This window comes from Lutibacter sp. B1, from assembly GCF_012524075.1.
Classification (GTDB): domain Bacteria; phylum Bacteroidota; class Bacteroidia; order Flavobacteriales; family Flavobacteriaceae; genus Lutibacter.
In genome coordinates, this window is record NZ_JAAZUI010000002.1 from 74,607 (window position 1) to 99,676 (window position 25,070).

Below are 25,070 nucleotides of genomic sequence, written 5' to 3' on the forward strand. Positions count from 1 at the left end.
ATTATAAATGAAATCAAATTTTCTTTGGTATATTATAACTTTTTTATTGTTTGTTGGATGTAAAAAACAACCTGTAGAAAATCGATTAATTGTTGATTTTAATAATAATTGGTCTTTTATGCTTGAGAATGGTGAAAAAGAAGCCAAGCTAAATTTAAAAGATTCAACTTGGAGTAAGATAAAACTCCCACATGATTGGAGTATTGAAGGTGAATTTGATGAAAATAATCCTGCAACATATAATGGAGGTGCATTACCAGGAGGAATTGGATGGTATAAAAAATCTTTTAAAATCACAAAAAAAGACAGTGCCAAAAATTTCTATATAGATTTTGGTGGCATATATATGAATAGTGAAGTTTGGATTAATAATCATTATTTAGGAAAACGTCCTAATGGCTATATTAGTTTTAGGTATAATCTTACCCCCTATTTAAATTATGGAGAAAAAGAAAATTTAATAAATGTAAAAGTTGATAATTCTCAACAACCTAATTCACGTTGGTATTCCGGTTCCGGAATTTACAGAAATGTTTGGCTGGTAAAAACAGATAAACTTCACGTTGATAATTGGGGTACATATATTACTACACCAATTATTACAAAAGATAGTGCTACGGTTAATGTAGAAACTACGATAGCTAATAATTATAATGAAGCCAAAGATGCCAAATTAAAAACAATAGTTCTTTTTAATAATAATCAAGTTGCTGAAAATAGTCATCAAATAAAAATAAGTCCTCAAAAAAATCTTACTTTTTCTGAAAAACTTACTGTTAATAATCCAAAGTTATGGTTTGTTGAAAATCCACACCTCTATAAACTGATTTCTGAAATTTATATAGACAATAAATTAGTTGACCAATATGAAACTTCATTTGGAATTAGATCTTTTAAATTTGACATAAATAAAGGTTTTTTACTAAATAATAAACCATTAAAAATAAAAGGGGTTTGCAACCATCACGATTTAGGTGCTTTAGGTGCAGCTATAAACACCAGAGCTTTAGAACGTCAATTAGAATTATTAAAAGAAATGGGAGTAAATGGTATTCGTACCACGCACAATCCTCCCGCTCCGGAACTTTTAGATTTATGTGATAAAATGGGATTTATTGTTATGGATGAATCTTTTGATATGTGGAAAAAAAGTAAAACAAAATACGATTATAGCTTATATTGGGACAACTGGCATCAAAAAGATTTAAAAGATTTCATTAAAAGAGATAGAAACCACCCAAGCGTGTTTATATGGAGTATTGGTAATGAAATTTTGGAACAATGGGATAGCACAGGAGTTCAAATTACAAAAGATTTAGTAAAAATTGTGAAATCTTTAGACTCTACAAGGCCTATTACTACAGCAAATAATCCGCCTTCTTTAACTAATAATTTAAACATTCCTGATGTTTTAGATTTGATTGGATACAATTATGCGCATAAAGAATATAAAAATCACAAAAACGTATTTCCAAACAGACCATTTATCGCTACTGAAACTACATCTGCTTTGGCAACCAGAGGTTATTACGATCAAAAATCCGATACCCTAAAAAGATGGCCTGTCAGTTGGGATAAATTATTTACAGGAGGCAATCCGGGAAACACTGTATCATCATACGATCAGGTGAGTACTCCTTGGGGATCTACTCATGAAGAAACTTGGAAAATCATAAAAAAACACGATTATTTATCCGGATTGTTTGTTTGGACCGGTTTTGATTATTTAGGTGAACCTACTCCGTATGTTTGGCCTTCTCGAAGTTCTTATTTTGGAATTATTGATTTAGCCGGTTTTCCAAAAGATGTGTATTACATGTATCAAAGTGAATGGACAGATAAGCCTGTTTTACATATTTTTCCTCATTGGAATTGGGAAGAAGGTAAAAATGTAGATGTTTGGGCTTATTATTCTCAAGCAGATGAAGTAGAGCTATTTTTAAATGAAAAATCGTTAGGAATTAAGAAAAAACAAGGAGATGATTTGCATATTATGTGGCGTGTTCCTTTCAAAAAAGGGATATTAAAAGCCGTTTCAAGAAAAAACGGCAAAGAAGTTTTAGTTAAAGAAATTAAAACAGCCGAAAAAGCGTATGAAATAGCATTAGAGCCTGATAGAAATGAACTCAAAGCAAACACTTCAGATTTATCATTTATAACCGTCACCATTTTAGATAAAAACGGAACCTTGGTCCCGGATGCCACAAATAATATTCTGTTTACTATTGAAGGACCGGGTAAAATTGTGGGAGTAGATAATGGTGACCCAACAAGTCAAGCCTCCTTTAAAGCATCCAACAGAAATGCTTTTTATGGAAAATGTTTAGTGATTGTTAAAGCCTTAAAAGAAAAAGGGACAATTAAATTGTCTGCCAATACATCAGGGCTCAAAGAAGCCATAATTAATATTAATGTAAAATAAAATGAGAAATAAAGAGCATGTACAATTCCTATTTACAGCCTTAAACTTACTTTTTTTTGTAAGTGTTTCAATGGCTCAGATTCAAAACACAAATGTTTTAAATGAACCACCTGACATTAGTAAAAATTTTTCCGATTATAGAAACACCTATTATTTGGCAGATGAATTAACCTCTTTTAATCCTGAAACCGGCAAAGGAACCATAAAATATTTGAGATATAACTTAGCAACGCGCCAAGCATTCAATAATATGCTAAGCAAATTAACACCTGCACCTGCAAATGAATTTCCTACAACAGAATATGCAGCATCTCCCGAATTGCCTTTTTCAATTGAATTTATTTCAGATAGAACTATTAGAATAAAAGCAGCTTCCGGACCACAACTAAGAAAACAGGAAAACTCATTGATGCTTATTAATGGAGTTGCGCCTAATAACAGACAAGCTTGGAAATATTTTAAAGTTGATGGAGGTCATAAATATACAAGTAGCAAAGGCTCTGTAGTAATCACAGAAAAACCTTGGCATGTGTATCTCTATGATACTAATGGAAAACTCTTAACCAGTACTTTACATTCAGAAGATGTGGCAAACACATATACCCCGGTAACACCCTTTTCGTTTGTACGTAGAGCTGACGATTATTCTCGTAGTATGGATGCTGTTTTATCAATGTCTCCTGAAGAAAAAATATTTGGTTGTGGAGAGTCTTTTACCCAATTAAACAAACGTGGGCAAAAAGTAATCTTATGGACAGATGATGCAAATGGTGTACAAAATGAAACGATGTACAAACCAATTCCTTTTTATATGAGCAGTCGTGGTTATGGTGTTTTTATGCACCACTCCACTCCTATTACAGTAGATTTTGGTAAATATTTTAATGCCGCAAATTCTATGATGATTGGTGATGATGAAGCTGATTTATTTTTCTTTATTGGTGAGCCAAAAGATATTTTAGATGAATACACCAACCTAACAGGAAAAGCAGAAATGCCACCACTTTGGTCCTTCGGATTTTGGATGAGTCGTATTACATATTTTTCTGAAAAAGAAGGTAGAGAAGTTGCCAAAAACTTAAGAAAACATAAAATTCCAAGTGATGTCATTCACTTTGATACAGGATGGTTTGATGTTGACTGGCGAAATAATTATGAATTTTCTAAAAATAGATTCGATAATCCTGAAACCATGATTTCAGATATGAAAAAAGAAGGTTTCAGTATTTGTTTATGGCAATTACCCTATTTTACACCAAAAAATACACTTTTTAATGAAATTATAGAGAAAGATCTAGCTGTTAGAGATAAAAAAGGCAACATCCCATATGAAGACGCAACATTAGATTTCACTAATCCTGAAACCATAAAATGGTATCAAAATAAAATCGCTTCACTTTTAAAATTAGGTGTTGGGGTTATAAAAGTCGATTTTGGAGAAGCAGGACCTGCTTCCGGTATTTATCACAACGGAAAAACAGGTTTTTATGAGCATAATTTATATCCGTTACGTTACAATAAAGCAGTTGCTGAGATCACTAAAGAAGTTACTGGAAACACCATAATTTGGGCACGAAGTACCTGGGCTGGTAGTCAACGTTATCCTTTACATTGGGGAGGCGATGCCGCAACAACCAATACAGCGATGGCTTCCACACTGAGAGGTGGTTTGTCACTTGGTTTAAGCGGATTTAGTTTTTGGAGTCATGATGTGGGCGGTTTTACCACAAAATCTCCCGAAAATGTTTATAGAAGATGGATGCCGTTTGGTATGTTAACCTCTCATGTGCGAAGTCATGGAGAACCACCAACAGAACCTTGGGAATACAGTCCTCAATTTTTAAAAGATTTTAGAAATGCCGATAATTTACGTTATCAATTAATGCCTTACATATATGCACAAGCTAAACATTCGTCTGAAAACGGCTTACCAATGTTACGTGCGCTGTTCATAGAATTTCCTAATGATCCGGGGGCTTGGCTAATAGACAATCAATACCTGTTTGGTTCCAATATATTAGTAGCTCCTCTATTTGAAAATGTTACTGAAAGAAGTGTGTATTTACCGGAAGGCAAATGGATAGATTACCAGACACATAAAGTTTACAAAAAAGGTTGGCATACTATTGAAGTTGGCGAAATTCCTATAATAATGTTAGTGAAGGATGGGACAATTTTACCTCATATTAAATTAGCTCAATCTACTAAAGATATGGATTGGAGTCATTTAGAATTAAAAGTTTATGCTGCAGATGCTACTGAAGTTTCATGTAATTTATACTTACCAAATGATGAGCAATTGTATAAATTATCAGCTACAAAAAAAGACCAGACTTTTGAGCTGAAAAACAACCCTGTTTCAACAAAAACAAAGTTTAAAATCAATTATATAAAATAACAAGCAATTAAAATGTCAAAATCTTTTTTTCAAATAATAGTATTTTCTTTACTCATTATATCTTGTTCAAAGAAGAGCAACAATACATACGAAATAACCTCACCTAATGGTAAAAACAAAATTGCTTTCATTTTAAAGAATGGAATACCATTATATTCGGTCTCTCATAGTGATAAAATTATCTTAACTCCATCATCACTAGGTTTTGTGTTTAAAAATAAAGACTCCCTAAATACTAATTTTGAAATTATTAATGTAAACAAAGAAGCATTTGATGAAACTTGGAAACCTATTTGGGGAGAAACCCAATTTATAAGAAATAATTACACACAAATATCTATAAATCTTAAAGAAAAGAGTCATGCAAAAAGAGATTTAAAAATTCAATTCAGAGCTTTTGATGATGGTATTGCTTTCAGATATATTTATCCACAGCAAGGTAAAGACAGTTTAATAATTATGGATGAATTAACCACCTTTAATTTACAAGAAGATGGTTATGCTTGGTGGATTCCTGCCTATAAAGGTAATAGATATGAATATCTCACCACCAAGTCTTTGGTAAGCACTTTAGATACGGTTCACACACCATTAACTATAAAAAGTAATAGTGGTTTATCATTAAGTTTTCACGAAGCCAATTTAAAAGATTTTGCAAGTATGACGTTGGCGCACCAAAAAGGAACATCATTAAAATGCGATTTAGTACCATGGGCAGATGGAGATAAAGTTAAAACCAATGGAAGTTTTACAACGCCTTGGAGAACCATACAAATTGCTGACGTTCCAAGCGATTTAATCACTTCTAACCTTATTTTAAATCTTAATGATCCAAATGTAATAGAAGATACCAGTTGGATAAAACCTCATAAATATTTAGGTATTTGGTGGGGAATGCATATTGGAAAATATTCATTTTGGGAAAGTCCTATACAGGGTGCTACTACTAAACACGCTAAAGAATATATTGATTATTGTAAAAAATTAGGCATAGATCATTTATTAATTGAAGGATGGAATAAAGGATGGACACCGGCTTGGTATGAAAATGCTATGCATATGTTTAGCTTTACTGAAGAAGCCAATAATTTCAATTTAAAAGAAGTCACAGATTATGCAAAAGCTAATGGGGTGAGTATTATTGGTTATCACGAAACCGGCTCAAATATTATTAATTACTTAAAACAAATTGATGCCGGAATGAAATTGTATCAAAAAAACGGAATTCATGATGTGAAAATTGGGCAAGTTGGTTCTAGATTAAATATGAAAGAATGGCATCACGGCCAATTTGGTGTAAATTATTACAGACAAGTTTTAAAAACTGCTGCTAAATATAAACTTACAGTAAACTTTCACGAACCTATAAAAGATACCGGAGAACGAAGAACATACCCAAATATGATGGCTCGAGAAGGTGCACGTGGACAAGAATACAATGCTTGGAGTGAAGGTAATCCTCCAAATCATACAGCTATTTTGCCATTTACCAGAATGCTTGCCGGTCCAATGGATTTTACACCGGGAATTTTAGATGTTGAAATTAAACAAGGTTACGAAGGTAAAGATGTACACACAACAGCCGCAAAACAGTTAGCATTATATGTAGTTTACTTCTCTCCTATTCAAATGTTGGCTGATTTACCTGAAAATTACGATGAAAATCCTGCTTTTAAATTTTTACAAGATGTCCCTGTAGACTGGAATGATACCAAAGTTTTAAATGCTGAAATTGGTGAATACATTACTACAGTTCGCAAAGACAAAAACAGTGACGATTGGTATTTAGGCAGTTTAACAAATGAAAAAGGTAGAACCTTTGAAATTGACTTATCATTCTTAGACAATAATGCAACTTATGAAGCTCAAATTTACCAAGATTTCAAAGGAATTACGTGGAATAAAGGTGCCAATAAAATAACTATTTCAACAAAAAAAGTTTTAGCAACAGATAAATTACAACTAAACTTAGCACCAGGTGGAGGAACAGCTGTCAGATTTAAAAAAATAGAATAGTTAAGAATTAAATGAACTTTAAAATTTATATACTAAAAATTTATTTTAATAAATTAAATTATGAAAAAAATAATAAAACATCCTATGAGTTTACTAATGGTAATACTTACATTAATTATGAACTTCACATCATGTTCTGATGATGATGATGATCAAAAAATAAAGAAAGAGTTAACTGTAACTCCTACCACATTGCAATTTACAGCTGAAGGTGGCTACAAAGTCATTAACATAAGTGCAGATTCAAATACGAGTTGGGAAATTAACAATTTGGTGGATTGGTGTATTCCTACTACTACCTCATCAAAAGGAAGTAAAACTTTTAATGTATTTGTAGAAGCTAATGAACTGCAAGAAACACGTAGCACCACACTTACAGTAAGCTCTATAAACAAATCAGTAATTATAGAAATATCTCAAGAAGCTGCACCAGCTCCGGAACCAGATGAAGAAGAACCAGATGAAGAAGAACCATATATTGAAGATGACCCTTCAAACATGAGTGCTATGACCTCTTTAGAAATTGTAGAAAATATGGGCATAGGATTTAATATTGGTAATTCATTAGATGCTATTGGAGGTGAAACTGCATGGGGTAATCCGGTTATATCACAAGAATTAATAGATGCCATTAAAAATGCAGGATTTAATGCTGTAAGAATTCCAATAGCTTGGAGTCGATTTTCAGATGCAAATAATTATACAATAGATGCTAACTGGATGGAAAGAGTAGAAACCGTTGTAAATTATGTATTAGACAACGACATGTATGCCATAATAAATATTCACTGGGATGGCGGATGGATGCAACCAACTTATGATCAACAGGATTATGTAAACGATCGTTTAGATAAAATGTGGCAGCAAATAGCTATTAATTTTAGAGATTATGATTATCACTTACTCTTTGCCGGAACTAATGAAGTAATGGTTGAAGGCGACTATGGAACGCCTACTGAAGAATATTACACAGTACAAAACAGTTTTAACCAAACCTTTGTAAATACCGTAAGAGCAACTGGAGGAAGAAATGCATACAGATTCCTTGTTTTCCAAACTTTTAACACAAATATAGACTATGGTGTAAACTTTGCCATCATCCCAGAAGATACAGTAGAAAATCGTTTAATGGCAGAAGCACATTATTACGATCCTTATAATTTTACTTTAAATGAAGGCAGTGATACCATTTGGCAATGGGGATCAAATGCAACAGATAGCAATGCCGTTGAAACTTGGGCAAATGAAGATTATGCAGATGCTCAATTTGAAAAAATGAAAACCACATTTGTAGATCAAAATATTGGAGTTATTTTGGGTGAATATGGTGTAATTGCAAGAACAAACATAGATGGTCACGAAGCATTTAGAGAAAATTATCTAAAATATATAACCCAATCAGCTATCAATCATAAAATGGCACCATTCTATTGGGATAATGGTGTTACAGATAATCATGGTATGGGATTATTTAATCGTTCCACAGCCGAACAGGCATACCCTAACCTTATAAATGCAATTATTAATAAATAACTAAATTTTAAGAATTTTATAATCAAAATATTAAATCAAAATAATACATCAAAATAAATGAATAAATACAACGTATATATAATTATTTTAATTGTAGTTTTTATTTTTTCAGCCTGCCAATTTAAAAAAGAAGAAAAGAAAAAAAGCAACAGCTATGAAACTACTATACAAACAAAATCTATTTCTTTAAAATTTGATTCAAAGATTGACAGTATTATTTCTTTAATGACTCTTGAAGAAAAAGTAGCAATGCTTCATGGTAATAGTATGTTTACTTCTTCCGGAGTAGAAAGATTAGGTATTCCTGAATTAAAAATGACAGACGGCCCTTTAGGTATTCGTGAAGAATTACATCGAGATTCTTGGGCCGCTTTAGGTTCAACAAATGATTTTGCAACCTTTTTTCCTGCCGGTGGAGGACTTTCTGCAACTTGGAATTCGGAATTAGCTGAAATTTACGGAAAAAGTATTGGTGCTGAAGCCAGAGCACGTAATAAAGATATATTACTGGCACCTGCCATAAATATTGTAAGAACACCTCTTTGTGGTAGAACTTTTGAATATTTTTCTGAAGATCCATTTTTAAATAAATCAATGGCTGTACCATATATAAAAGGAGTTCAAAGCCAAGATGTTGGAGTTTGTGTAAAACATTTTGCTGTGAACAACCAAGAAACAAATAGAGGAACTGTTGATGTTTTAATGAGCGAAAGAACATTAAGAGAAATTTATCTCCCAGCATTTAAAGCTGCTGTTATTAATGCAAATGCTTATACAGTAATGGGAGCATACAATAAATTTAGAGGTGATTATTTATGTGAAAATAAGTATTTGCTAAATACTATTCTTAGAGACGAATGGGATTTTAAAGGTATTGTAATTTCAGATTGGGCTGCTGTACACAGTACGGTAAAATCCTTAAAAAATGGATTGGATATTGAAATGGGCACTATAACAGATTTTGATAATTATTACTTGGCAAAACCACTGTTAGATTCTTTAGCTGCTGGTAAAATTGATAAACAAACAATTGACAAAAAAGTAAAGCGTATTTTACGAGTTATGTATAACCTAAAAAGCATTGATTCAACCGGAAGAGCTAAAGGTTCAATTAACACAAAAGGACATTTAACAAATGCCTATAAAATTGCATCAGAATCTATCATTTTACTAAAAAACAGCGAAAATATTTTACCAATAAATACGTCAAAAATTAATAGCATTACTGTAATTGGAGACAACGCTACTCGTAAACACGCAGCCGGTGGTTTTGGTGCTGGCGTAAAAACTAAAACAGAAATCACTCCTTTAGAAGGTTTAAAAAACAGTTTACCTAAAGAAATTGAAATTAATTATGCGCAAGGCTATAAAGAAATTTATGAAGATGATGATAAATCAAAAACATACGGACGGAAAATTTCAAATAAAATTGATACTGCTTTAATTGACGAAGCAGTTCAAGCAGCTAAAAAATCAGATATTACAGTAATTTTTGCAGGCTCAAACAGATCTGTAGAATCTGAAGCTACTGACAGAGAGAACCTAAACTTACCATTTGGACAAGATGAACTCATTAAAAAAGTAACCGAAGTTAATCCAAACACTATTGTAGTTATTATTGCAGCAGCTCCTTTTAATTTAAAAGAAGTAGAAAAAAGCACATCTGCCCTACTTTGGTCATGGTTTAATGGTTCTGAAGCAGGCAATGCCTTAGCTGATGTAATTATTGGTAAAGTAAACCCTTCCGGAAAATTACCTTGGACAATACCTGTTAATTTAAGTGATTCACCTGCGCATGCAACTAACAGTTTTCCGGGTAGTGAAACTGTAGAATATAAAGAAGGTATTTTAGTGGGCTATCGTTGGTTTGACACAAAAAATATTAAGCCTCTTTATCCTTTCGGGTATGGATTATCTTATACCAATTTTGAATATTCTAACTTAAAGACAGACAAACAAGAATATAGTATGGATGAAATTATAAAAGTAGAATTCATACTAAAGAACACAGGTACTAAAGATGGAAAAGAAATAGCTCAACTGTATGTTTCTGCCCCTGAATCAACCGTAGTAAAAGCTACTAAAGAGCTTAAAGGATTTAAAAAAGTATTTGTAAAAAAAGGCAATGCTAAAACTGTTACCATTTCGATTCCTGCTAAAGAATTAGCATATTATAACGAAAATAAAAAACAGTGGGTAGTTGAACCCGGAACATATATTATAAAATTAGGTACATCATCCAAAAATATTAAAAGTAACGTAACTATTAATATAAAATAGAAAATTAATGAAATTACATCTTTTAGATAGAAGCGATTTACAAAATAAATCACTTTCAGTACATTTTAACAATTATTCATATTTTTTAAAATTGTGGCATTATCATGAACAGTTAGAATTAGTTGTTATTTTAAAAAGTACCGGAACTCGTTTTGTTGGTGACAGTATTGAAAAATTTAATGAAGGAGAAATTATCTTATTAGGTAAAAATTTGCCACATATGTGGTTAAATGATAAAATTTATTTTAAAAAAGATTCTTCTCTAAAAGCACAAGCAATTGCTATCCATTTTAAAGAAGATTTTATTGGTAATGACTTCTTTAATACTCCTGAAGTTAAACATATTCCACTTTTATTTGAAAAAGCCAAAAGAGGTATAAAATTTACAGGAAATAATAAAGAACTAGTTTCTGAAATATCAAAAATGCTTGATTTAAATCATTTTGACAGAATAATTAAAATGATACAAATTCTAAACTCTTTATCACAAAAAAAAGAGTACTCTCTGCTTTCTAGTTCAGGATTTATAAATTCTTTTAAAAAAACCGAAAACACAAAACTGGATGATGTATACTCATATATGTTCAACAATTTTAAAAATCAAATTTCATTAAATGAAATAGCTGAAATAGCTCATATGAATCCCGCTGCATTTAGCCGACATTTCAAAAAAGTGAATAAGAAACCGTTTTCAAAATATTTAAATGAAATACGTATAGGATATGCCTGTAAATTATTATTAGAACAAAAATACAATGTAACAGATATCTGTTACGAATCTGGATTCAATAACCTGTCTAATTTCAACCGACAATTTAAAACTATAACCAATTATTCACCTACTGAATATTTAAAAGATTATAGCAAAATATATAATTAGATAATTAATCAATGAAAAAAGTCATTAAAATTACTGACATTGAAGTTATAGATGTTCGCTTCCCAACAAGTAGAACTTTAACCGGCTCAGATGCTATGAATCCTGACCCTGATTATTCAGCAGCTTATGTAATAATAAAAACTGATCATCCAAAAAAAATTGAAGGTCACGGTTTAACATTTACTATTGGCAGAGGAAATGAATTATGTGTAAAAGCAATACATTCATTATCTCATTTAATTATTGGAAAAACGTTAAATTCTTTCACTCAAAATATGGGTAGTTTTTGGAGTATGATTACAGGAGACAGTCAGTTACGTTGGTTAGGTCCTGATAAAGGAGTAATACATTTAGCAACAGGAGCATTAGTAAATGCTGTATGGGATTTATATGCTAAAGTAGAAGAAAAACCTTTATGGAAATTAGTAGCTGATATGACTCCGGAAGAATTTGTAGCATGTATAGATTTTAAATACATTACAGATGTTATTACGCCTGAAGAAGCAATTAAAATGCTCAAAAAGAATGAATCCACTAAAAAAGAGCGCATAACGTATCTAGAAAAAAATGGATATCCTGCCTATACAACTTCAGCCGGGTGGTTAGGTTATTCTGATGAGAAAATTAAAAAACTATGTAAAAAAGCTATAGATACTGGTTGGACTCATATAAAAATGAAAGTAGGATATGATCTAAAAGATGATGTTCGCAGAGCAAAAATTATTAGAGAAGCCATAGGAGATGATTTTAAATTAATGATGGATGCTAATCAAAAATGGGATGTTGATGAAGCTATTAAAAATATGGAAGCACTTGCTCCATTCAATCCTTTGTGGATTGAAGAACCTACAAGCCCTGATGATATTTTAGGACACGCTAAAATAGCTAAAGCAGTTTTTCCTATTCAGGTTGCTACTGGTGAACATTGTCAAAACAGGATTGTATTTAAACAGTTTATGCAAGCTAAAGCTATGGGAATATGCCAAATTGATAGTTGTAGAGTTGGTGGTGTTAACGAAATTTTAGCAATTTTGTTAATGGCTAAAAAATTTAATATACCTGTGTGTCCACATGCTGGAGGTGTAGGCCTTTGTGAGTATGTACAGCATCTCGCTATGATTGATTTTATTGTAGTAAGTGCTTCTTTAGAAGATAGAATTATTGAATATGTAGACCATCTTCATGAACACTTTGTAGATCCTGTAATTGTTAAAAACGGAGCCTACTTACCTCCTACACTTCCCGGTTACAGTATTACTATGAAAGAAAATTCATTAAAAGAATATTGTTATCCAAAGGGTGAATTTTGGAAAGTAGATTTAATAAAATCTACTCAAATAGCATCAATACAACAGGTAAAATGAAATTCAGTTTAAAAAATAAAACAGTTATTGTAACGGGAGGTGCAAGTGGTATAGGTAAAGCTATTGCCCAAACTTTTGCAAAACAAGGAGCTTTTGTTCATATTGTAGATTTAAACACCGAAGACGGGAAAAAAGTTGTAGAAAAATTACTAAAAAAAAGCTTTAAAGCAAAACTACATCAATGCAATGTTGCTAATCAAAAAGAAGTAACTAAAGTTATTAATTGTATTGCTAAAAATGGCAAAATTGATATTTTGATAAATAATGCAGGAATTGCTCACGTAGGAAATATTGAAGAAACAAAAGAAGAAGATTTAGATAGATTATACAATGTAAATATTAAAGGAGTTTATAATTGTATAAGAGCTTGTATCTCTACTATGAAAGAAAATAAATCAGGCGTTATTTTAAATATAACGTCAATAGCTTCTACAGTAGCTATTGCCAATAGATTTGCATATTCTATGACTAAAGGTGCTGTTTTAACAATGACATATTCAGTTGCAAAAGATTATATAAATTTTGGTATTAGATGCAATAGCATATCTCCTGCAAGAATTCATACTCCTTTTGTTGACGGATTTTTAACAAAAAATTATCCGGGTAAGGAAACTGAAATGTTTGAAAATCTATCTAAAACACAACCTATTGGCAGAATGGGAACTCCTCAAGAAGTTGCCGATTTAGCATTATTCTTATGCTCTGATGAAGCTTCATTTATTACAGGAACAGAATTTCCTATTGATGGAGGTTTTATTAAACTAAATGGGTAAAAAAAGATAATTTAGTATCTTTATAAAGAATTAAAACAATTGGTTTTAATTTTAGCAATCACTACTAAACACATAATTATAAAAATGAAATTAATTCGATTTGGTGTTATTGGGAATGAAAAACCCGGAATACAACTTGAAAATGAAACACGAATAGATATTTCCGGTTTTAATGAAGATTATACAGAAACTTTTTTTGAAACATATGGTATTGAACGCTTACAAAAATGGCTAACAATCAATCAAAAAAAATGTCCTGTTATTTCAAATAATATTCGATTAGGAAGTCCCCTTTTTAAACCTTCAAAAATAATTTGTGTAGGTGTAAATTACGCAAAACACGCTGCAGAAAGTAATATGAAAATACCTAAAGAACCTATTTTATTTTTTAAAGCAACATCAGCTATTGTTGGTCCAAATGATGATTTAATTATACCTAAAAAAAGTAAAAAAACAGATTGGGAGGTTGAATTGGCTGTAGTAATTGGCAAAAAAGCATCTTATATAAATAAAGATAATGCTATGGATTATGTTGCAGGCTATGTTCTGCATAATGATTATAGTGAACGAGAATTCCAATTAGAAAAAGAAGGGCAATGGGTAAAAGGAAAAAGCTGCGATACATTTGCTCCTCTTGGTCCATTCTTAGTTACAAAAGATGAAATTAAAGACCCTAACAATTTAAATTTATGGTTAAAATTAAATGGAGAACTAATGCAAAATAGTACTACTTCTGATTTTATATTTAACATAGAAACCGTTGTGAGTTACATTAGTCAATTTATGACATTACTTCCGGGAGATATTATTTCCACCGGAACTCCTTCAGGAGCCGGCTTGGGTTTAACTCCACAGCGTTATTTAAAACCGGGAGACATAGTTGAATTAGGAGTTGAAGGTTTAGGAACTTCAAAACAACGCGTTAAGGCATATAAATAATGAGAATTGATGCGCATCAGCATTTTTGGGAATATAATCCTATTAGAGATATATGGATTGATGATACTTTAGCTGTATTACAAAATAATTTTCTTCCGGAAAATTTGATTCCTCATTTAAAAGAAAACAATATTGATGGCTGCATTTCTGTACAAGCAGATCAATCTGAAAAAGAAACTGCTTATTTATTACAATTAGCTCAAAAACATCACTTTATAAAAGGCGTTATAGGTTGGATAAATTTTCAAAATACCGATGTAGAAAAAAGTTTAATTCATTTTAAAAAATATAAAAAATTCAAAGGAGTAAGACATATTTTACAAGAACAAGTAACCGGTTATATGCTTCAAAATAGTTTTTTAAATGGAATTTCATTACTTCAACAATTCAATTTAACCTATGATATTCTTATATACCACTTTCAATTAAAAGAAACTATTCAATTAATTAAAAAATTTCCAGAACAACCTTTTATTATAAATCATATAGCAAAACCTAATATTAAAGATAAATTTATTGATATATGGAAAGCTGATATTTCTGAATTAGCCAAATATGACAATGTAAATTGTAAAATATCAGGAATGTATACAGAAGCAGATCGAAAAAATTGGAAAAAAGAAGATTTTACTCCTTACTTTGATGTTATTTTTGATGTTTTCAAACCTGATAGACTCCTTTTTGGATCGGATTGGCCGGTATGTTTATTAGCATCTAACTACAATCAGGCAATAAATATAGTTGAAGACTATATCAAATTTCTTCCTTATCAAGAGCAAGCAGCTATTATGGGAAATAATGCTGTGAAAATTTATAATCTTTCAAAATAATGAAAACATTTTTCAAATTCTACTTCTTAATTTCAATCATAATTTTTTCAGCTTGTAAAACAGAAACCATAAAACACGAAAATATTTTATGGTACACTTCTCCTGCTAAAAATTGGGATAATGCATTACCTGTTGGTAACGGACGCTTAGGTGCTATGGTTTTTGGAAACCCTATACACGAACGTATTCAGTTAAATGAAGATTCTATGTGGCCTGGTGGTCCTGATTGGGGAAATTCAAAAGGAACCCCAAAAGATTTAGCAGAAATTAGAAAATTAGTAAACAACGGAAAGGTGCATATTGCAGATAGCTTAATTGTAGAACGTTTTTCTTATAAAAACGTTACCAGATCACATCAAACGATGGGAGATTTATTTATTGATTTTGATGATAATGAAGTAACGGATTATAAAAGGCAATTAAATTTAAACAAAGCTATTGTTTCATCAACATATAAAATTGATGGATATAATACTTCCCAAACTATTTTTTCTTCAGCTGTAGATGATGTGTTGGTTATTAAATTAACTACTGAAAACCCCAAAGGGCTAAATTGCAACTTAAAATTAAGCCGACCTGATGATAATGGGCATTCTACCGTTACTGTTTCAACTCCTTCTAACAATCTTATTAAAATGGAAGGAATGGTAACACAATATGGAGGAATGAAAGATTCTAAGCCTGTACAAATTGATTATGGCGTAAAATTTGAAACTGTTTTACAAGTAAAAAATACTTCAGGTTCAATTGTTGCTAAAAACAATAGTCTTTTCTTAAAAAATGTAACAGATGCTACTTTTTTTATTGTTTGTAATACTTCTTTCTATTCTAATAATTACGCTGCTAAGAATACAGAAACACTCAAAAAAATAACATCAAAAAGTTATAATACTCTTTTACAAAATCATATTTCTGATTATCAAAATTTATACAATAGAACAATTTTAGATTTAGGACATCATCAATTAGATTCTATTCCTACAAATAAACGTTTAGAACTTTTAAAACAAGGGAATGAAGATGTTGATTTAACAGCAAAATTATTTCAATACGGCAGGTATTTATTAATTTCAAGTTCCAGGCCAAATACAAATCCTGCAAACTTACAAGGTATTTGGAATGAACATATCCAAGCACCTTGGAATGCTGATTATCATTTAAACATTAACCTTCAAATGAATTATTGGTTGGCTGATGTAACTAATTTAAGTGAATGCAACGAGCCTTTATTTGATTTTACCGACAAATTGATTGAAAGAGGAAAAATTTTAGCTAAAGAACAGTATGGTTTTAACGGAACTGTAGCACACCAAACAACAGATTTATGGGCAACACCTTGGATGCGAGCAAGTAAGCCTTATTGGGGAGCTTGGATTCACGGTGGCGGATGGTTAGCTCAACATTATTGGGAACATTATAGATTTACACAAGACACTACTTTTCTAAAAAACAGAGCGTTGCCTGCACTTAAATCTTATGCTCAATTTTATAACGATTGGCTAGTACTTGATGTAAAAGATAGTACTTGGGTTTCAACACCAGAAACATCGCCTGAAAACTCTTATGTTGCACAAGACGGTAACCCGGCTGCAGTATCTAAAGGAAATGCAATGGCTCATCAAATTATAGGAGAAGTATTTGATAATTATCTGGCTTCAGCCAAAATTTTAAATATTAATAATGATTTTACAAATAATATCAAAGAAAAAAGAAGTCATTTACATTCAGGAATTAAAATTGGACCTGATGGCAGATTATTAGAATGGGATAAAGTATACGAAGAACCGGAAAAAGGTCACAGGCATATTTCACATTTATATGCTTTACATCCGGGTGATGACATTACCAGTAAAAATCCTAAATTATTTAAAGCTGCTAAAAAAACAATTCAATACAGATTAGAACACGGAGGAGCAGGCCCTGGTTGGAGTAGAGCTTGGATTATTAATTTTTATGCTCGTTTGTTAGATAAGAATGCTGTTCAAAAAAACATTGATCTTTTTATGCAACGTTCTATTTACGGTAATTTATTAGATACTCATCCTCCTTTTCAAATAGATGGAAATTTGGGGTTTACTTCCGGTATTGCAGAAATTTTATTACAATCTCACGAGGGCTTTTTAAGAATTTTACCTGCATTGCCTGATAATTGGGAGAATGGTTCAATAAATGGATTAAAAGCTAGAGGAAACATTATTGTAAATATTTCTTGGAAAGATGGCAAACTAGATCAACTTACATTAAAATCAGCTAGCACAAAAACTATAAAAGTAAAATATGATGATTTAGAGGTTTTAATTTCTCTTACAAAAGATATCCCTATAACATTTGACAGCCATTTAAAAAAAGAGTAAATTCATACCATGGATTTAAAACTAAAAAATAAAGTAATTATTGTTACCGGTGGAACCAAAGGAATTGGTGAAGCTATTACAAGAGAAATTGCTAATGAAGGTGCTATTCCTGTATTTATTGGCAGAAATAAAATAAATGGAGAAATACTTTTAAATGATTTAAAAAATCAAACTAAAGAAGCTTATTATATTCAAGTAGATTTAAATAATACTGAAAGCTGTAAAAGTGCTGTTGATGAAGTAATAAAAAAATATGGAAAAATTGATGGCTTAGTTAACAATGCAGGTAAAAATGATAGTGTAGGTCTTGAATTTGGTTCACCTGAATCTTTTGAGAAGTCACTTACAAACAATTTGAATCATTATTATGATATGGCACACTATTGTTTAGACGCTTTAAAGAAAACAAAAGGAAATATTGTAAATATAAGTTCTAAAACAGCTTTAACAGGTCAAGGAGGAACTTCAGGCTATGCTGCTGCAAAAGGTGCTCAGCTAGCTTTAACACGTGAATGGGCTGTTGAATTATTAAAATATGAAATTCGTGTAAATGCAGTTATTCCTGCCGAAGTATTGACTCCTTTATATAAAAATTGGTTAAATAGTTTTAATAACCCTCAAGAAAAACTAAATAACATTATACAAAAAATTCCTTTAGGAAAACGTATGACTACTAAAGAAGAAATAGCGTATATGGTATTATTTTTATTGTCTGAAAAAGCAAATCATATTACTGGGCAACATCTCTTTGTTGATGGAGGATATACACATTTAGACAGAGCTATAACATAATATGAATAAAAAAATACCTGTTGTTTCAAAAGAAGTTATTCTACCTTTTATTTTAATTACTTCACTTTTTGCTTTATGGGGATTTGCTAACGCTGTAACAGATCCTATGGTTTCTGCATTTAAAAAAGTATTAGAACTTGATAATTTGAAAGCATCATTAGTACAATTAGCTTTTTATGGAGGTTATTTTACTATGGCTTTACCTGCTGCATACTTTATGAAAAAATATTCGTACAAAATAGGGATTCTTATTGGTTTATCTTTATATGCATTTGGCGCATTGCTGTTTTATCCAGCTGCTGCACTTGAAAATTATACATTCTTTTTAGTTGCGCTTTATATTTTAACATTTGGGCTTGCGTTTTTAGAAACCTCTGCAAACCCTTATATTTTGGCTATGGGTGACAAAAGAACAGCGACCAGACGATTAAATTTGGCACAAGCCTTTAACCCATTAGGCCTCATTACAGGTTTATATGTTGCACAAATTTTTGTATTACGAAAATTACAGTCTGACGATTTTAAAAACTACAATCAACTTTCAGAAACGGTAAAACAAAATATTAGAACATCTGATTTATTAGTTATAAGAAACCCTTATGTAATACTAGGCATCGTTGTTTTACTTCTCTTATTTATAATAAGTTTGATCAAAATGCCTGAAAAAAAAGAAGAAAATAATTCAATATCAATTAAACAAACATTTATCAGAATTTTTAAAAAGAAAAATTTTACTGAAGGTGTTATTGCGCAACTGTTTTATGTTGGTGCACAAACTATGTGTTGGACTTATATCTACCAATATGCCGAAAATATTGGAATCAATAATAAAACAGCTGTTAATTACTCCTATATTGCCTTTGGGCTCTTTTTAGGAGGACGGTTTATATTTACATATTTTTTGAAATTTATTAACCCAAGCAAGCTATTATTATACTTAGCTGTATTATCTATTTTTCTTGCATTAGGTACAATTTTTATTCAGGGAATTGGTGGATTATATTGTCTTATAACAATTTCTTTCTGTATGTCTTTAATGTTTCCAACCATTTATGGAATTGCTTTAGCTGATTTGGGTGAAGATGCTAAGTTTGCATCGGCATTTTTGGTTATGGCTATTGTTGGAGGAGCTATTTTACCTGTATTACAAGGTTTTATACTTGATATTGGAGGAATTGGATATAATGATACTTCAATTTTAGGAGTTCCTGAAGTCAACTTTTCGTTTATTTTACCATTAATCTGTTTTTTTGTTATTACAACTTATGGCTACAGATCTTTTAAACGATCTTAAAAAAATATTTTAATAATAAATGAAATAATTTTTACAAAATAAACCCATACATCAAAAAAGCAAAAACACAAATTGCTACATACACTAAGGCAAGTAAAATATTTCCTTTTAAGCTAAAAATGCTATCATTTATGTAATAAGTATGTCTCTTTCTAATTCTCATGCATATAAGTTACAAAAAAAATCTTTAACAAACAAGTTAAAATTAGTTAAATTATTGATTTACAATATAATATAACTTTAATATTGCTTCTATTTTTGAGTTGAATTTTCCTCTGTTTAGATGATAAATATCCTTCCCTTTTTCTATGGCTAATCTACTACGAAATACTAGTATTACCTATACCTCCAATAAATAAAACTTTCTTTTTTTTAAATAATTTATTTCTGAAATCTTATACCAGATATTAATAATAAAAAGAATGTTTAATTGGTTTGGTAAAAAAATACAATAACATATTAAAATTAAGAAAATAGAATTTTTACCTAAATTGCGAGTATGAAAACTGCCACAGTAAAAGAGCTCAAAACCGAATTATCTTACCTTTCTCAAAAAGAAGTTATGGAGCTATGTCTTAAATTATCAAAATTTAAAATTGAGAATAAAGAATTGTTAACCTACCTTCTGTTTGAATCTACTGATGAAGACAGCTACATTGAAAAAATTAAAATTGAAGTTGATGAGCAGTTTGAAGCAATAAATACCAAATCTTATTTCTATATTAAAAAAAGTGTTCGAAAAATTTTACGTACCATAAAAAAACACATCAGATATTCTAAAAAGAAAGAAACTGAAATTGAATTACTGCTTCATTTTTGTAAAAAATTGAAAGAATTTAAACCTTCTGTAAAAAACAACACTACACTTCAAAATATTTTTTTCAGAGAAAAAGAAGCTGTTAAAAAAAAGCTGCTTTTAGTACACGAAGACTTACAATACGATTATGGAATTGAATTGGAAAAATTAATTTTGTAAACTTATTACACAATAACTAAAAAACCCTAGTTAAAATTAATTATTTGAGATAATTTTAGTTGAATTTTCTCAAAATTAAAAGTTTATTGTATTTTTAATCGATTAAATCTAAATATACAAAATAAGATCTAAAACTATTTATGGGCGACAATTCCAACCAAAAAACAGAAAGCGAATACCGATTAAAATTTAGTGATATCCTTTCCGGTATAATACCATTGCTACCTCGTATTCCAAGTATCATTTTTTATATCAAAAAAATATTTTCAATAAAATCTAACAACACTATCTCCTTAGGAAGTATTATAGAGCAAAATGCTGTTAAATACAACCATAAAACCGCATTATTATTTGAAAATCAAAAACTTACACATAAAGAATTTAATGAAACCATAAACCAATATGCCAATTATTTTTTAAGCATCGGTATTCAAAAAAATCAACCTGTAATAGTATATCTTGAAAATAGGCCCGAACTTTTATTTATGATAGCTGCTATGGCTAAAATTGGTGCTGTAGCATCTTTAATTAATCCTAATCAAAGATCGAGACCTTTACTGCATTCAATTGAAGTTGATAAAGGTAATTATTATGTTATTGGTGAAGAACTTGTTGAATATTTTGAAGAAGTGTATCCTAATTTAAATTTGAGTGATGAAAAATTATTTTGGATGAAAGACAGTGGGCAAACCGAATGTCCTTCCAACTATATCAATTTAAAAGAAGTTGTTAAAAATTTCTCTAAAGAAAATCCTGAAACAACAAAAACAATAACTGCAGGTCAACGCTATGCCAATGTATTTACATCGGGTACAACAGGTTTGCCAAAAGCATCTATACAAACACATAAAAAATGGTTGTTAACCTATTATTGGTTTGGTAAAATAAACCTCAATTTTAACTCAAATGATGTTATTTACGTTCCAATACCGTTTTTTCATACCAATGCGCTTATTGTTGCTTGGCCATCAGCAGCCGCAGCAGGCGCAGCAATAGCTATTCGAAGAAAATTTTCTGCTTCAAATTTTTGGCAAGATATAGCGAAATACAATGCCTCTTCTTTTATTTATATTGGAGAAGTTTGCCGATATTTATTCAACTCACCTCCTACCGATTTAGATAAAAATCATCATATAAAAAAAATATTTGGAAATGGTTTAAGACCCGATATTTGGAAATTATTTAAAAAGCGTTTCAACATCTCAAAAGTTATTGAATTTTATGGTGCTGCTGATGGAAATGTTAGCTTTACAAATACGTTGAATATTGACTCTTGTGTAGGATGGACAACAGTAAATTATGCTATTGTTAAATATGATATTGAAAATAATGAACCTTATAAAAATAAGGATGGCTTTTTTGAAAAAGTTGAAGTTGGTAAAACAGGGTTATTAATATCGGAAATAAATGACAAACTACCTTTTGATGGATATGTAAACAAAGAAAATAACAACGAGAAAATCTTTCATAATGCATTTATTCCTGGAGATCAATGGTTTAATAGTGGTGATTTAATGCGCGATATTGGTTTTAAACACGCTCAATTTGTTGACAGACTTGGAGATACCTTTAGGTGGAAAGGTGAAAATGTATCTACTGCAGAAGTTGAAGAAATTGCAAATACATTAAAAAGTATTACAGGAAGTACTGTTTATGGAGTTCAAATCCCAAATTCTGATGGAAGAGCCGGTATGATGGCAATTACCAGTAACTTAACACCCGATTCTTTTGATTTTGGTGCTTTATCTTCCATACTAATTAAAGAACTACCTTCTTATGCTGTGCCAATTTTTGTTAGGTTTTGTAAAAAGTTTGAAACCACAGCAACACATAAAATAAAAAAGTTCCATCTAAAAAACGATGGTATAAATACTCAAGATCCTATTTTTGTAATGCTACCAAAATCTAACAAATATGTTCCTATGACTGAAAAAATTCTTGAGGATATTACAAACGGAAATTATTTATTTTAAAATCAATCAATTTGAAAACTTAACCGATATAAAAAATAAACCCTCATTTTAAAATGAGGGTTTTAAATAATTATACTATTCGTATTTAGGCTTCTTATCTCTTTTAGCTGCTCTTTTCTCTTTTGCAGTTTTAAGAGGCTCTTTTTTTACGTTCTTTTTTGAGTCTTGACTTTTTGACATAATAAATATTTTTAAGTTAAAATATGTATTTAATTACAGCTTAAATTTAATCAATTAAATCAAATTAATTTTCTTCTTCATAATTTTTTTTATTTCTCGGTAATACTTCTTCCGGGAAAGGGAAAAGTATTGTTGAATTTTTTTCTGAAGCAATATTGGCTAAGGTTTGGTACAATCTTAATTTAATTGCTGATGGTGATTTATCAATCAATTTACCTGCTTCTAATAATTTTCCAGCAGCTTGTTCCTCTGCTAATGCTAAAATAATTCTGGCTCTTCTGGAGCGTTCAGCTTCGGCCTGATTAGCCATCATACGCTTCATATTTTCAGGTAATTGAATATCTTTAATTTTTACATCAATAATTTCAATTCCCCAATCTTTTGTTTCGTGTTCAACAATAGTTTTAATGTTTTTACCCATTTCTTCTCTTTTAGATAAAATGGTATCCAATTCTACTTTACCGCAAACATCTCTTAATGCTGCTTGTGCTAATTGGGTAATAGCAAAATTATATTCTTCTACTTCTAAAACAGCTTTTTCAGGGTCATTAATTCTAAAAAATACAACTCCATCTATACTACAAGGCACATTGTCTTCAGTCATAACTTCTTGCGAAGTTATATTAATTGTTATAACTCTAATATCTACTATTTGAATAGTATCTACTATAGGAATTATCCATCTAAATCCAGGTTTAAGTACTTTAATATATTTACCAAATCTGAATTTTAAAGCTCTTTTATATTCAAAAATAATGCGTATTCCGCTAAACAAAAATATGATAAGAAGAATGATAAAAAATAGTTGATATGACATAATAAATAGGTGTTAATTTTTAAGGTAATCTTATAAAACCAATACGAAAAGAAACTAAAAAAATTTAGTCTTTAACTTAATTAACATTAAAAGAAAGTAACTGAACTCTCTAAATAGTTATAATTCATCCTTTTAAATTTACAACTTTTATGACTTTAAAAAAAATATAACTTCCATTAAATTGATTTAATAATGATGTTTATTAATAAATTGTAATCATTATTTTAACTAAAGAAATATAATGGAAGAAAATAGTATATTCGTTTTGTTAAAGTATTACTACTAACTAATATTTTATTTTAGAGTTAGATTGAAGTTTTATCAATAAATGATAATTAAACGTATATGCTTCAGAAAAAAGAAAGCTCAAAATTAGATCTGTCAGTTTTTGAAAATAGTAGCAAAGATGAATTTGCTCAGGTTATTTTTAAAAATAAATCGAAAGCAACTAAAGCTTTAACTATTTTTTTAATAGGAATACGAAATGAAGCTGTAGATTATAAAGAAACTTCACGTATTATATTTACGTTTGTTGCCAAACAATACATTACAAAAGAAGAAGAAAAACATTTAAAACTGCAGGTTTACAATCTTTTTAAAATTTTAGGTATTGGTGTACCATTTGTACTAATTCCGGGAGCAACTTTATTAATCCCTTTTATAATAAGAGTTGCTGAAAAAAAAGGAATTGATTTAGTACCTACAAATTTTAAGAAAAAAGAAAATTTTTAAAACTGTTTTCAAAAATTAAGTGCATCATAAATTATGTAATCTATAATGCACTTAACAAGTAACATACTTTTTAATCTACCAAACACAATTCAACTTTAACATTACCACGAGTTGCATTAGAATACGGACAGGCCATGTGTGCTGCTTGTAATAACTCTTCAGAAAGTTCTTTTTCCAAATCTGGAATTTTAACCTCCAGCTTAACTTCTAAACCAAATCCGCCAGAAACTAATTGTCCGATTCCTACTGTAGCAGTAACTTGTGTGTCTTTAACCGGAATTCGTTTTAGTTTGGCAACATGGTTTAAAGCACTATCAAAACAGGCTGAATAACCCGCCGCAAATAACTGTTCAGGATTTGTATATGCTCCTCCCGGTCCACCTAAACCTTTAGGTGTTCTTACTTCAATGTTCAAAACTCCATCTGAAGATTTTACTTGACCATTTCTGCCACCTTTTGCCGTGGCAACAGCTTCATACATTATTTTCATATCGTTTACGTTTTAATCGTTTGCGAT

18 protein-coding genes are annotated in these 25,070 nt (G+C 30.4%); 16 read left to right on the forward strand and 2 right to left on the reverse strand.

The window, feature by feature from the left end; all coding sequences use genetic code 11:
* The first annotated feature begins 7 nt into the window (after positions 1-7).
* The 15 genes from galB to HGB55_RS01835 all read left to right on the forward strand — a co-directional run bounded on the left by galB (position 8) and on the right by HGB55_RS01835 (position 22,824).
* Positions 8-2,422 (forward strand): beta-galactosidase GalB, encoded by a 2,415-nt coding sequence (galB, locus tag HGB55_RS01765; RefSeq protein ID WP_168814070.1) that lies wholly within the window; start codon positions 8-10, stop codon positions 2,420-2,422.
* A gap of 1 nt (position 2,423) precedes the next feature.
* Positions 2,424-4,820 (forward strand): alpha-xylosidase, encoded by a 2,397-nt coding sequence (locus HGB55_RS01770; protein ID WP_168814072.1) that lies wholly within the window; start codon positions 2,424-2,426, stop codon positions 4,818-4,820.
* A gap of 12 nt (positions 4,821-4,832) precedes the next feature.
* A complete protein-coding gene (locus tag HGB55_RS01775) occupies positions 4,833-6,836 on the forward strand; it encodes a glycoside hydrolase family 97 protein (RefSeq protein WP_168814074.1) in 2,004 nt (667 codons plus the stop codon).
* Between the two features lie 60 nt (positions 6,837-6,896).
* Positions 6,897-8,369, forward strand: coding sequence for a cellulase family glycosylhydrolase (locus HGB55_RS01780; RefSeq protein ID WP_168814076.1), 1,473 nt, complete (start codon positions 6,897-6,899; stop codon positions 8,367-8,369).
* A 57-nt stretch (positions 8,370-8,426) separates the two neighbouring features.
* Positions 8,427-10,649: a glycoside hydrolase family 3 protein gene (locus HGB55_RS01785; protein WP_168814078.1), complete on the forward strand. Its 2,223-nt coding sequence runs from the start codon at positions 8,427-8,429 to the stop codon at positions 10,647-10,649.
* A 7-nt stretch (positions 10,650-10,656) separates the two neighbouring features.
* Positions 10,657-11,529 (forward strand): AraC family transcriptional regulator, encoded by an 873-nt coding sequence (locus tag HGB55_RS01790; protein WP_168814080.1) that lies wholly within the window; start codon positions 10,657-10,659, stop codon positions 11,527-11,529.
* Between the two features lie 11 nt (positions 11,530-11,540).
* Complete coding sequence (locus tag HGB55_RS01795; RefSeq protein WP_168814082.1) at positions 11,541-12,893, forward strand: L-fuconate dehydratase; 1,353 nt, start codon at positions 11,541-11,543, stop codon at positions 12,891-12,893.
* Positions 12,890-13,666 (forward strand): SDR family NAD(P)-dependent oxidoreductase, encoded by a 777-nt coding sequence (locus HGB55_RS01800; RefSeq protein ID WP_168814084.1) that lies wholly within the window; start codon positions 12,890-12,892, stop codon positions 13,664-13,666. The genes HGB55_RS01795 and HGB55_RS01800 overlap by 4 nt, the downstream gene beginning before the upstream one ends.
* 84 nt (positions 13,667-13,750) lie before the next feature.
* Positions 13,751-14,605, forward strand: a complete 855-nt coding sequence (locus HGB55_RS01805) for a fumarylacetoacetate hydrolase family protein (RefSeq protein ID WP_168814086.1) — start codon at positions 13,751-13,753, stop codon at positions 14,603-14,605.
* Entirely contained in the window at positions 14,605-15,435 is an 831-nt protein-coding gene (locus tag HGB55_RS01810; RefSeq protein WP_168814088.1) for an amidohydrolase, read from the forward strand. Before HGB55_RS01805 ends, HGB55_RS01810 begins: the two co-directional genes overlap by 1 nt.
* A complete protein-coding gene (locus tag HGB55_RS01815) occupies positions 15,435-17,789 on the forward strand; it encodes a glycoside hydrolase N-terminal domain-containing protein (RefSeq protein WP_168814089.1) in 2,355 nt (784 codons plus the stop codon). The genes HGB55_RS01810 and HGB55_RS01815 overlap by 1 nt, the downstream gene beginning before the upstream one ends.
* A 9-nt stretch (positions 17,790-17,798) precedes the next feature.
* Complete coding sequence (locus HGB55_RS01820) at positions 17,799-18,581, forward strand: SDR family oxidoreductase (RefSeq protein WP_168814091.1); 783 nt, start codon at positions 17,799-17,801, stop codon at positions 18,579-18,581.
* A 1-nt stretch (position 18,582) separates the two neighbouring features.
* The gene (gene fucP, locus HGB55_RS01825; RefSeq protein ID WP_168814093.1) at positions 18,583-19,875 is read left to right on the forward strand and encodes an L-fucose:H+ symporter permease; all 1,293 of its coding nucleotides are present in this window, start codon (positions 18,583-18,585) and stop codon (positions 19,873-19,875) included.
* A gap of 499 nt (positions 19,876-20,374) precedes the next feature.
* Complete coding sequence (locus tag HGB55_RS01830) at positions 20,375-20,851, forward strand: hypothetical protein (RefSeq protein ID WP_168814095.1); 477 nt, start codon at positions 20,375-20,377, stop codon at positions 20,849-20,851.
* A gap of 140 nt (positions 20,852-20,991) precedes the next feature.
* The gene (locus tag HGB55_RS01835; protein ID WP_168814097.1) at positions 20,992-22,824 is read left to right on the forward strand and encodes a long-chain-acyl-CoA synthetase; all 1,833 of its coding nucleotides are present in this window, start codon (positions 20,992-20,994) and stop codon (positions 22,822-22,824) included.
* A 244-nt stretch (positions 22,825-23,068) separates the two neighbouring features.
* On the opposite strand, the gene HGB55_RS01840 is transcribed toward HGB55_RS01835, so the two are convergent.
* Positions 23,069-23,821, reverse strand: a complete 753-nt coding sequence (locus HGB55_RS01840; RefSeq protein WP_168814099.1) for a slipin family protein — start codon at positions 23,819-23,821, stop codon at positions 23,069-23,071.
* A gap of 345 nt (positions 23,822-24,166) precedes the next feature.
* On the opposite strand from HGB55_RS01840, the gene HGB55_RS01845 reads away from it, so the two are divergent.
* Entirely contained in the window at positions 24,167-24,553 is a 387-nt protein-coding gene (locus HGB55_RS01845; protein WP_168814101.1) for an LETM1 domain-containing protein, read from the forward strand.
* Positions 24,554-24,623: 70 nt separating this feature from the next.
* Here the strand turns inward: HGB55_RS01845 and HGB55_RS01850 are convergent, their stop codons facing one another.
* Positions 24,624-25,043 carry an organic hydroperoxide resistance protein gene (locus tag HGB55_RS01850; protein ID WP_168814103.1) on the reverse strand — a complete coding sequence of 140 codons (420 nt, stop codon included), beginning with the start codon at positions 25,041-25,043 and terminating at the stop codon, positions 24,624-24,626.
* Positions 25,044-25,070: the final 27 nt, after the last annotated feature.

Bases quoted from the DNA above. Each gene is read 5' to 3' on its own strand.
- HGB55_RS01815 (WP_168814089.1), top strand. From the start codon at position 15,435: ATGAAAACATTTTTCAAATTCTACTTCTTAATTTCAATCATAATTTTT.
- HGB55_RS01775 (WP_168814074.1), top strand. From the start codon at position 4,833: ATGTCAAAATCTTTTTTTCAAATAATAGTATTTTCTTTACTCATTATA.
- HGB55_RS01780 (WP_168814076.1), top strand. From the start codon at position 6,897: ATGAAAAAAATAATAAAACATCCTATGAGTTTACTAATGGTAATACTT.
- HGB55_RS01785 (WP_168814078.1), top strand. From the start codon at position 8,427: ATGAATAAATACAACGTATATATAATTATTTTAATTGTAGTTTTTATT.
- HGB55_RS01795 (WP_168814082.1), top strand. From the start codon at position 11,541: ATGAAAAAAGTCATTAAAATTACTGACATTGAAGTTATAGATGTTCGC.
- HGB55_RS01770 (WP_168814072.1), top strand. From the start codon at position 2,424: ATGAGAAATAAAGAGCATGTACAATTCCTATTTACAGCCTTAAACTTA.
- HGB55_RS01790 (WP_168814080.1), top strand. From the start codon at position 10,657: ATGAAATTACATCTTTTAGATAGAAGCGATTTACAAAATAAATCACTT.
- HGB55_RS01835 (WP_168814097.1), top strand. From the start codon at position 20,992: ATGGGCGACAATTCCAACCAAAAAACAGAAAGCGAATACCGATTAAAA.
- fucP (WP_168814093.1), top strand. From the start codon at position 18,583: ATGAATAAAAAAATACCTGTTGTTTCAAAAGAAGTTATTCTACCTTTT.
- HGB55_RS01805 (WP_168814086.1), top strand. From the start codon at position 13,751: ATGAAATTAATTCGATTTGGTGTTATTGGGAATGAAAAACCCGGAATA.
- HGB55_RS01830 (WP_168814095.1), top strand. From the start codon at position 20,375: ATGAAAACTGCCACAGTAAAAGAGCTCAAAACCGAATTATCTTACCTT.
- HGB55_RS01850 (WP_168814103.1), bottom strand. From the start codon at position 25,043: ATGAAAATAATGTATGAAGCTGTTGCCACGGCAAAAGGTGGCAGAAAT.
- HGB55_RS01810 (WP_168814088.1), top strand. From the start codon at position 14,605: ATGAGAATTGATGCGCATCAGCATTTTTGGGAATATAATCCTATTAGA.
- galB (WP_168814070.1), top strand. From the start codon at position 8: ATGAAATCAAATTTTCTTTGGTATATTATAACTTTTTTATTGTTTGTT.
- HGB55_RS01820 (WP_168814091.1), top strand. From the start codon at position 17,799: ATGGATTTAAAACTAAAAAATAAAGTAATTATTGTTACCGGTGGAACC.
- HGB55_RS01800 (WP_168814084.1), top strand. From the start codon at position 12,890: ATGAAATTCAGTTTAAAAAATAAAACAGTTATTGTAACGGGAGGTGCA.
- HGB55_RS01840 (WP_168814099.1), bottom strand. From the start codon at position 23,821: ATGTCATATCAACTATTTTTTATCATTCTTCTTATCATATTTTTGTTT.
- HGB55_RS01845 (WP_168814101.1), top strand. From the start codon at position 24,167: ATGCTTCAGAAAAAAGAAAGCTCAAAATTAGATCTGTCAGTTTTTGAA.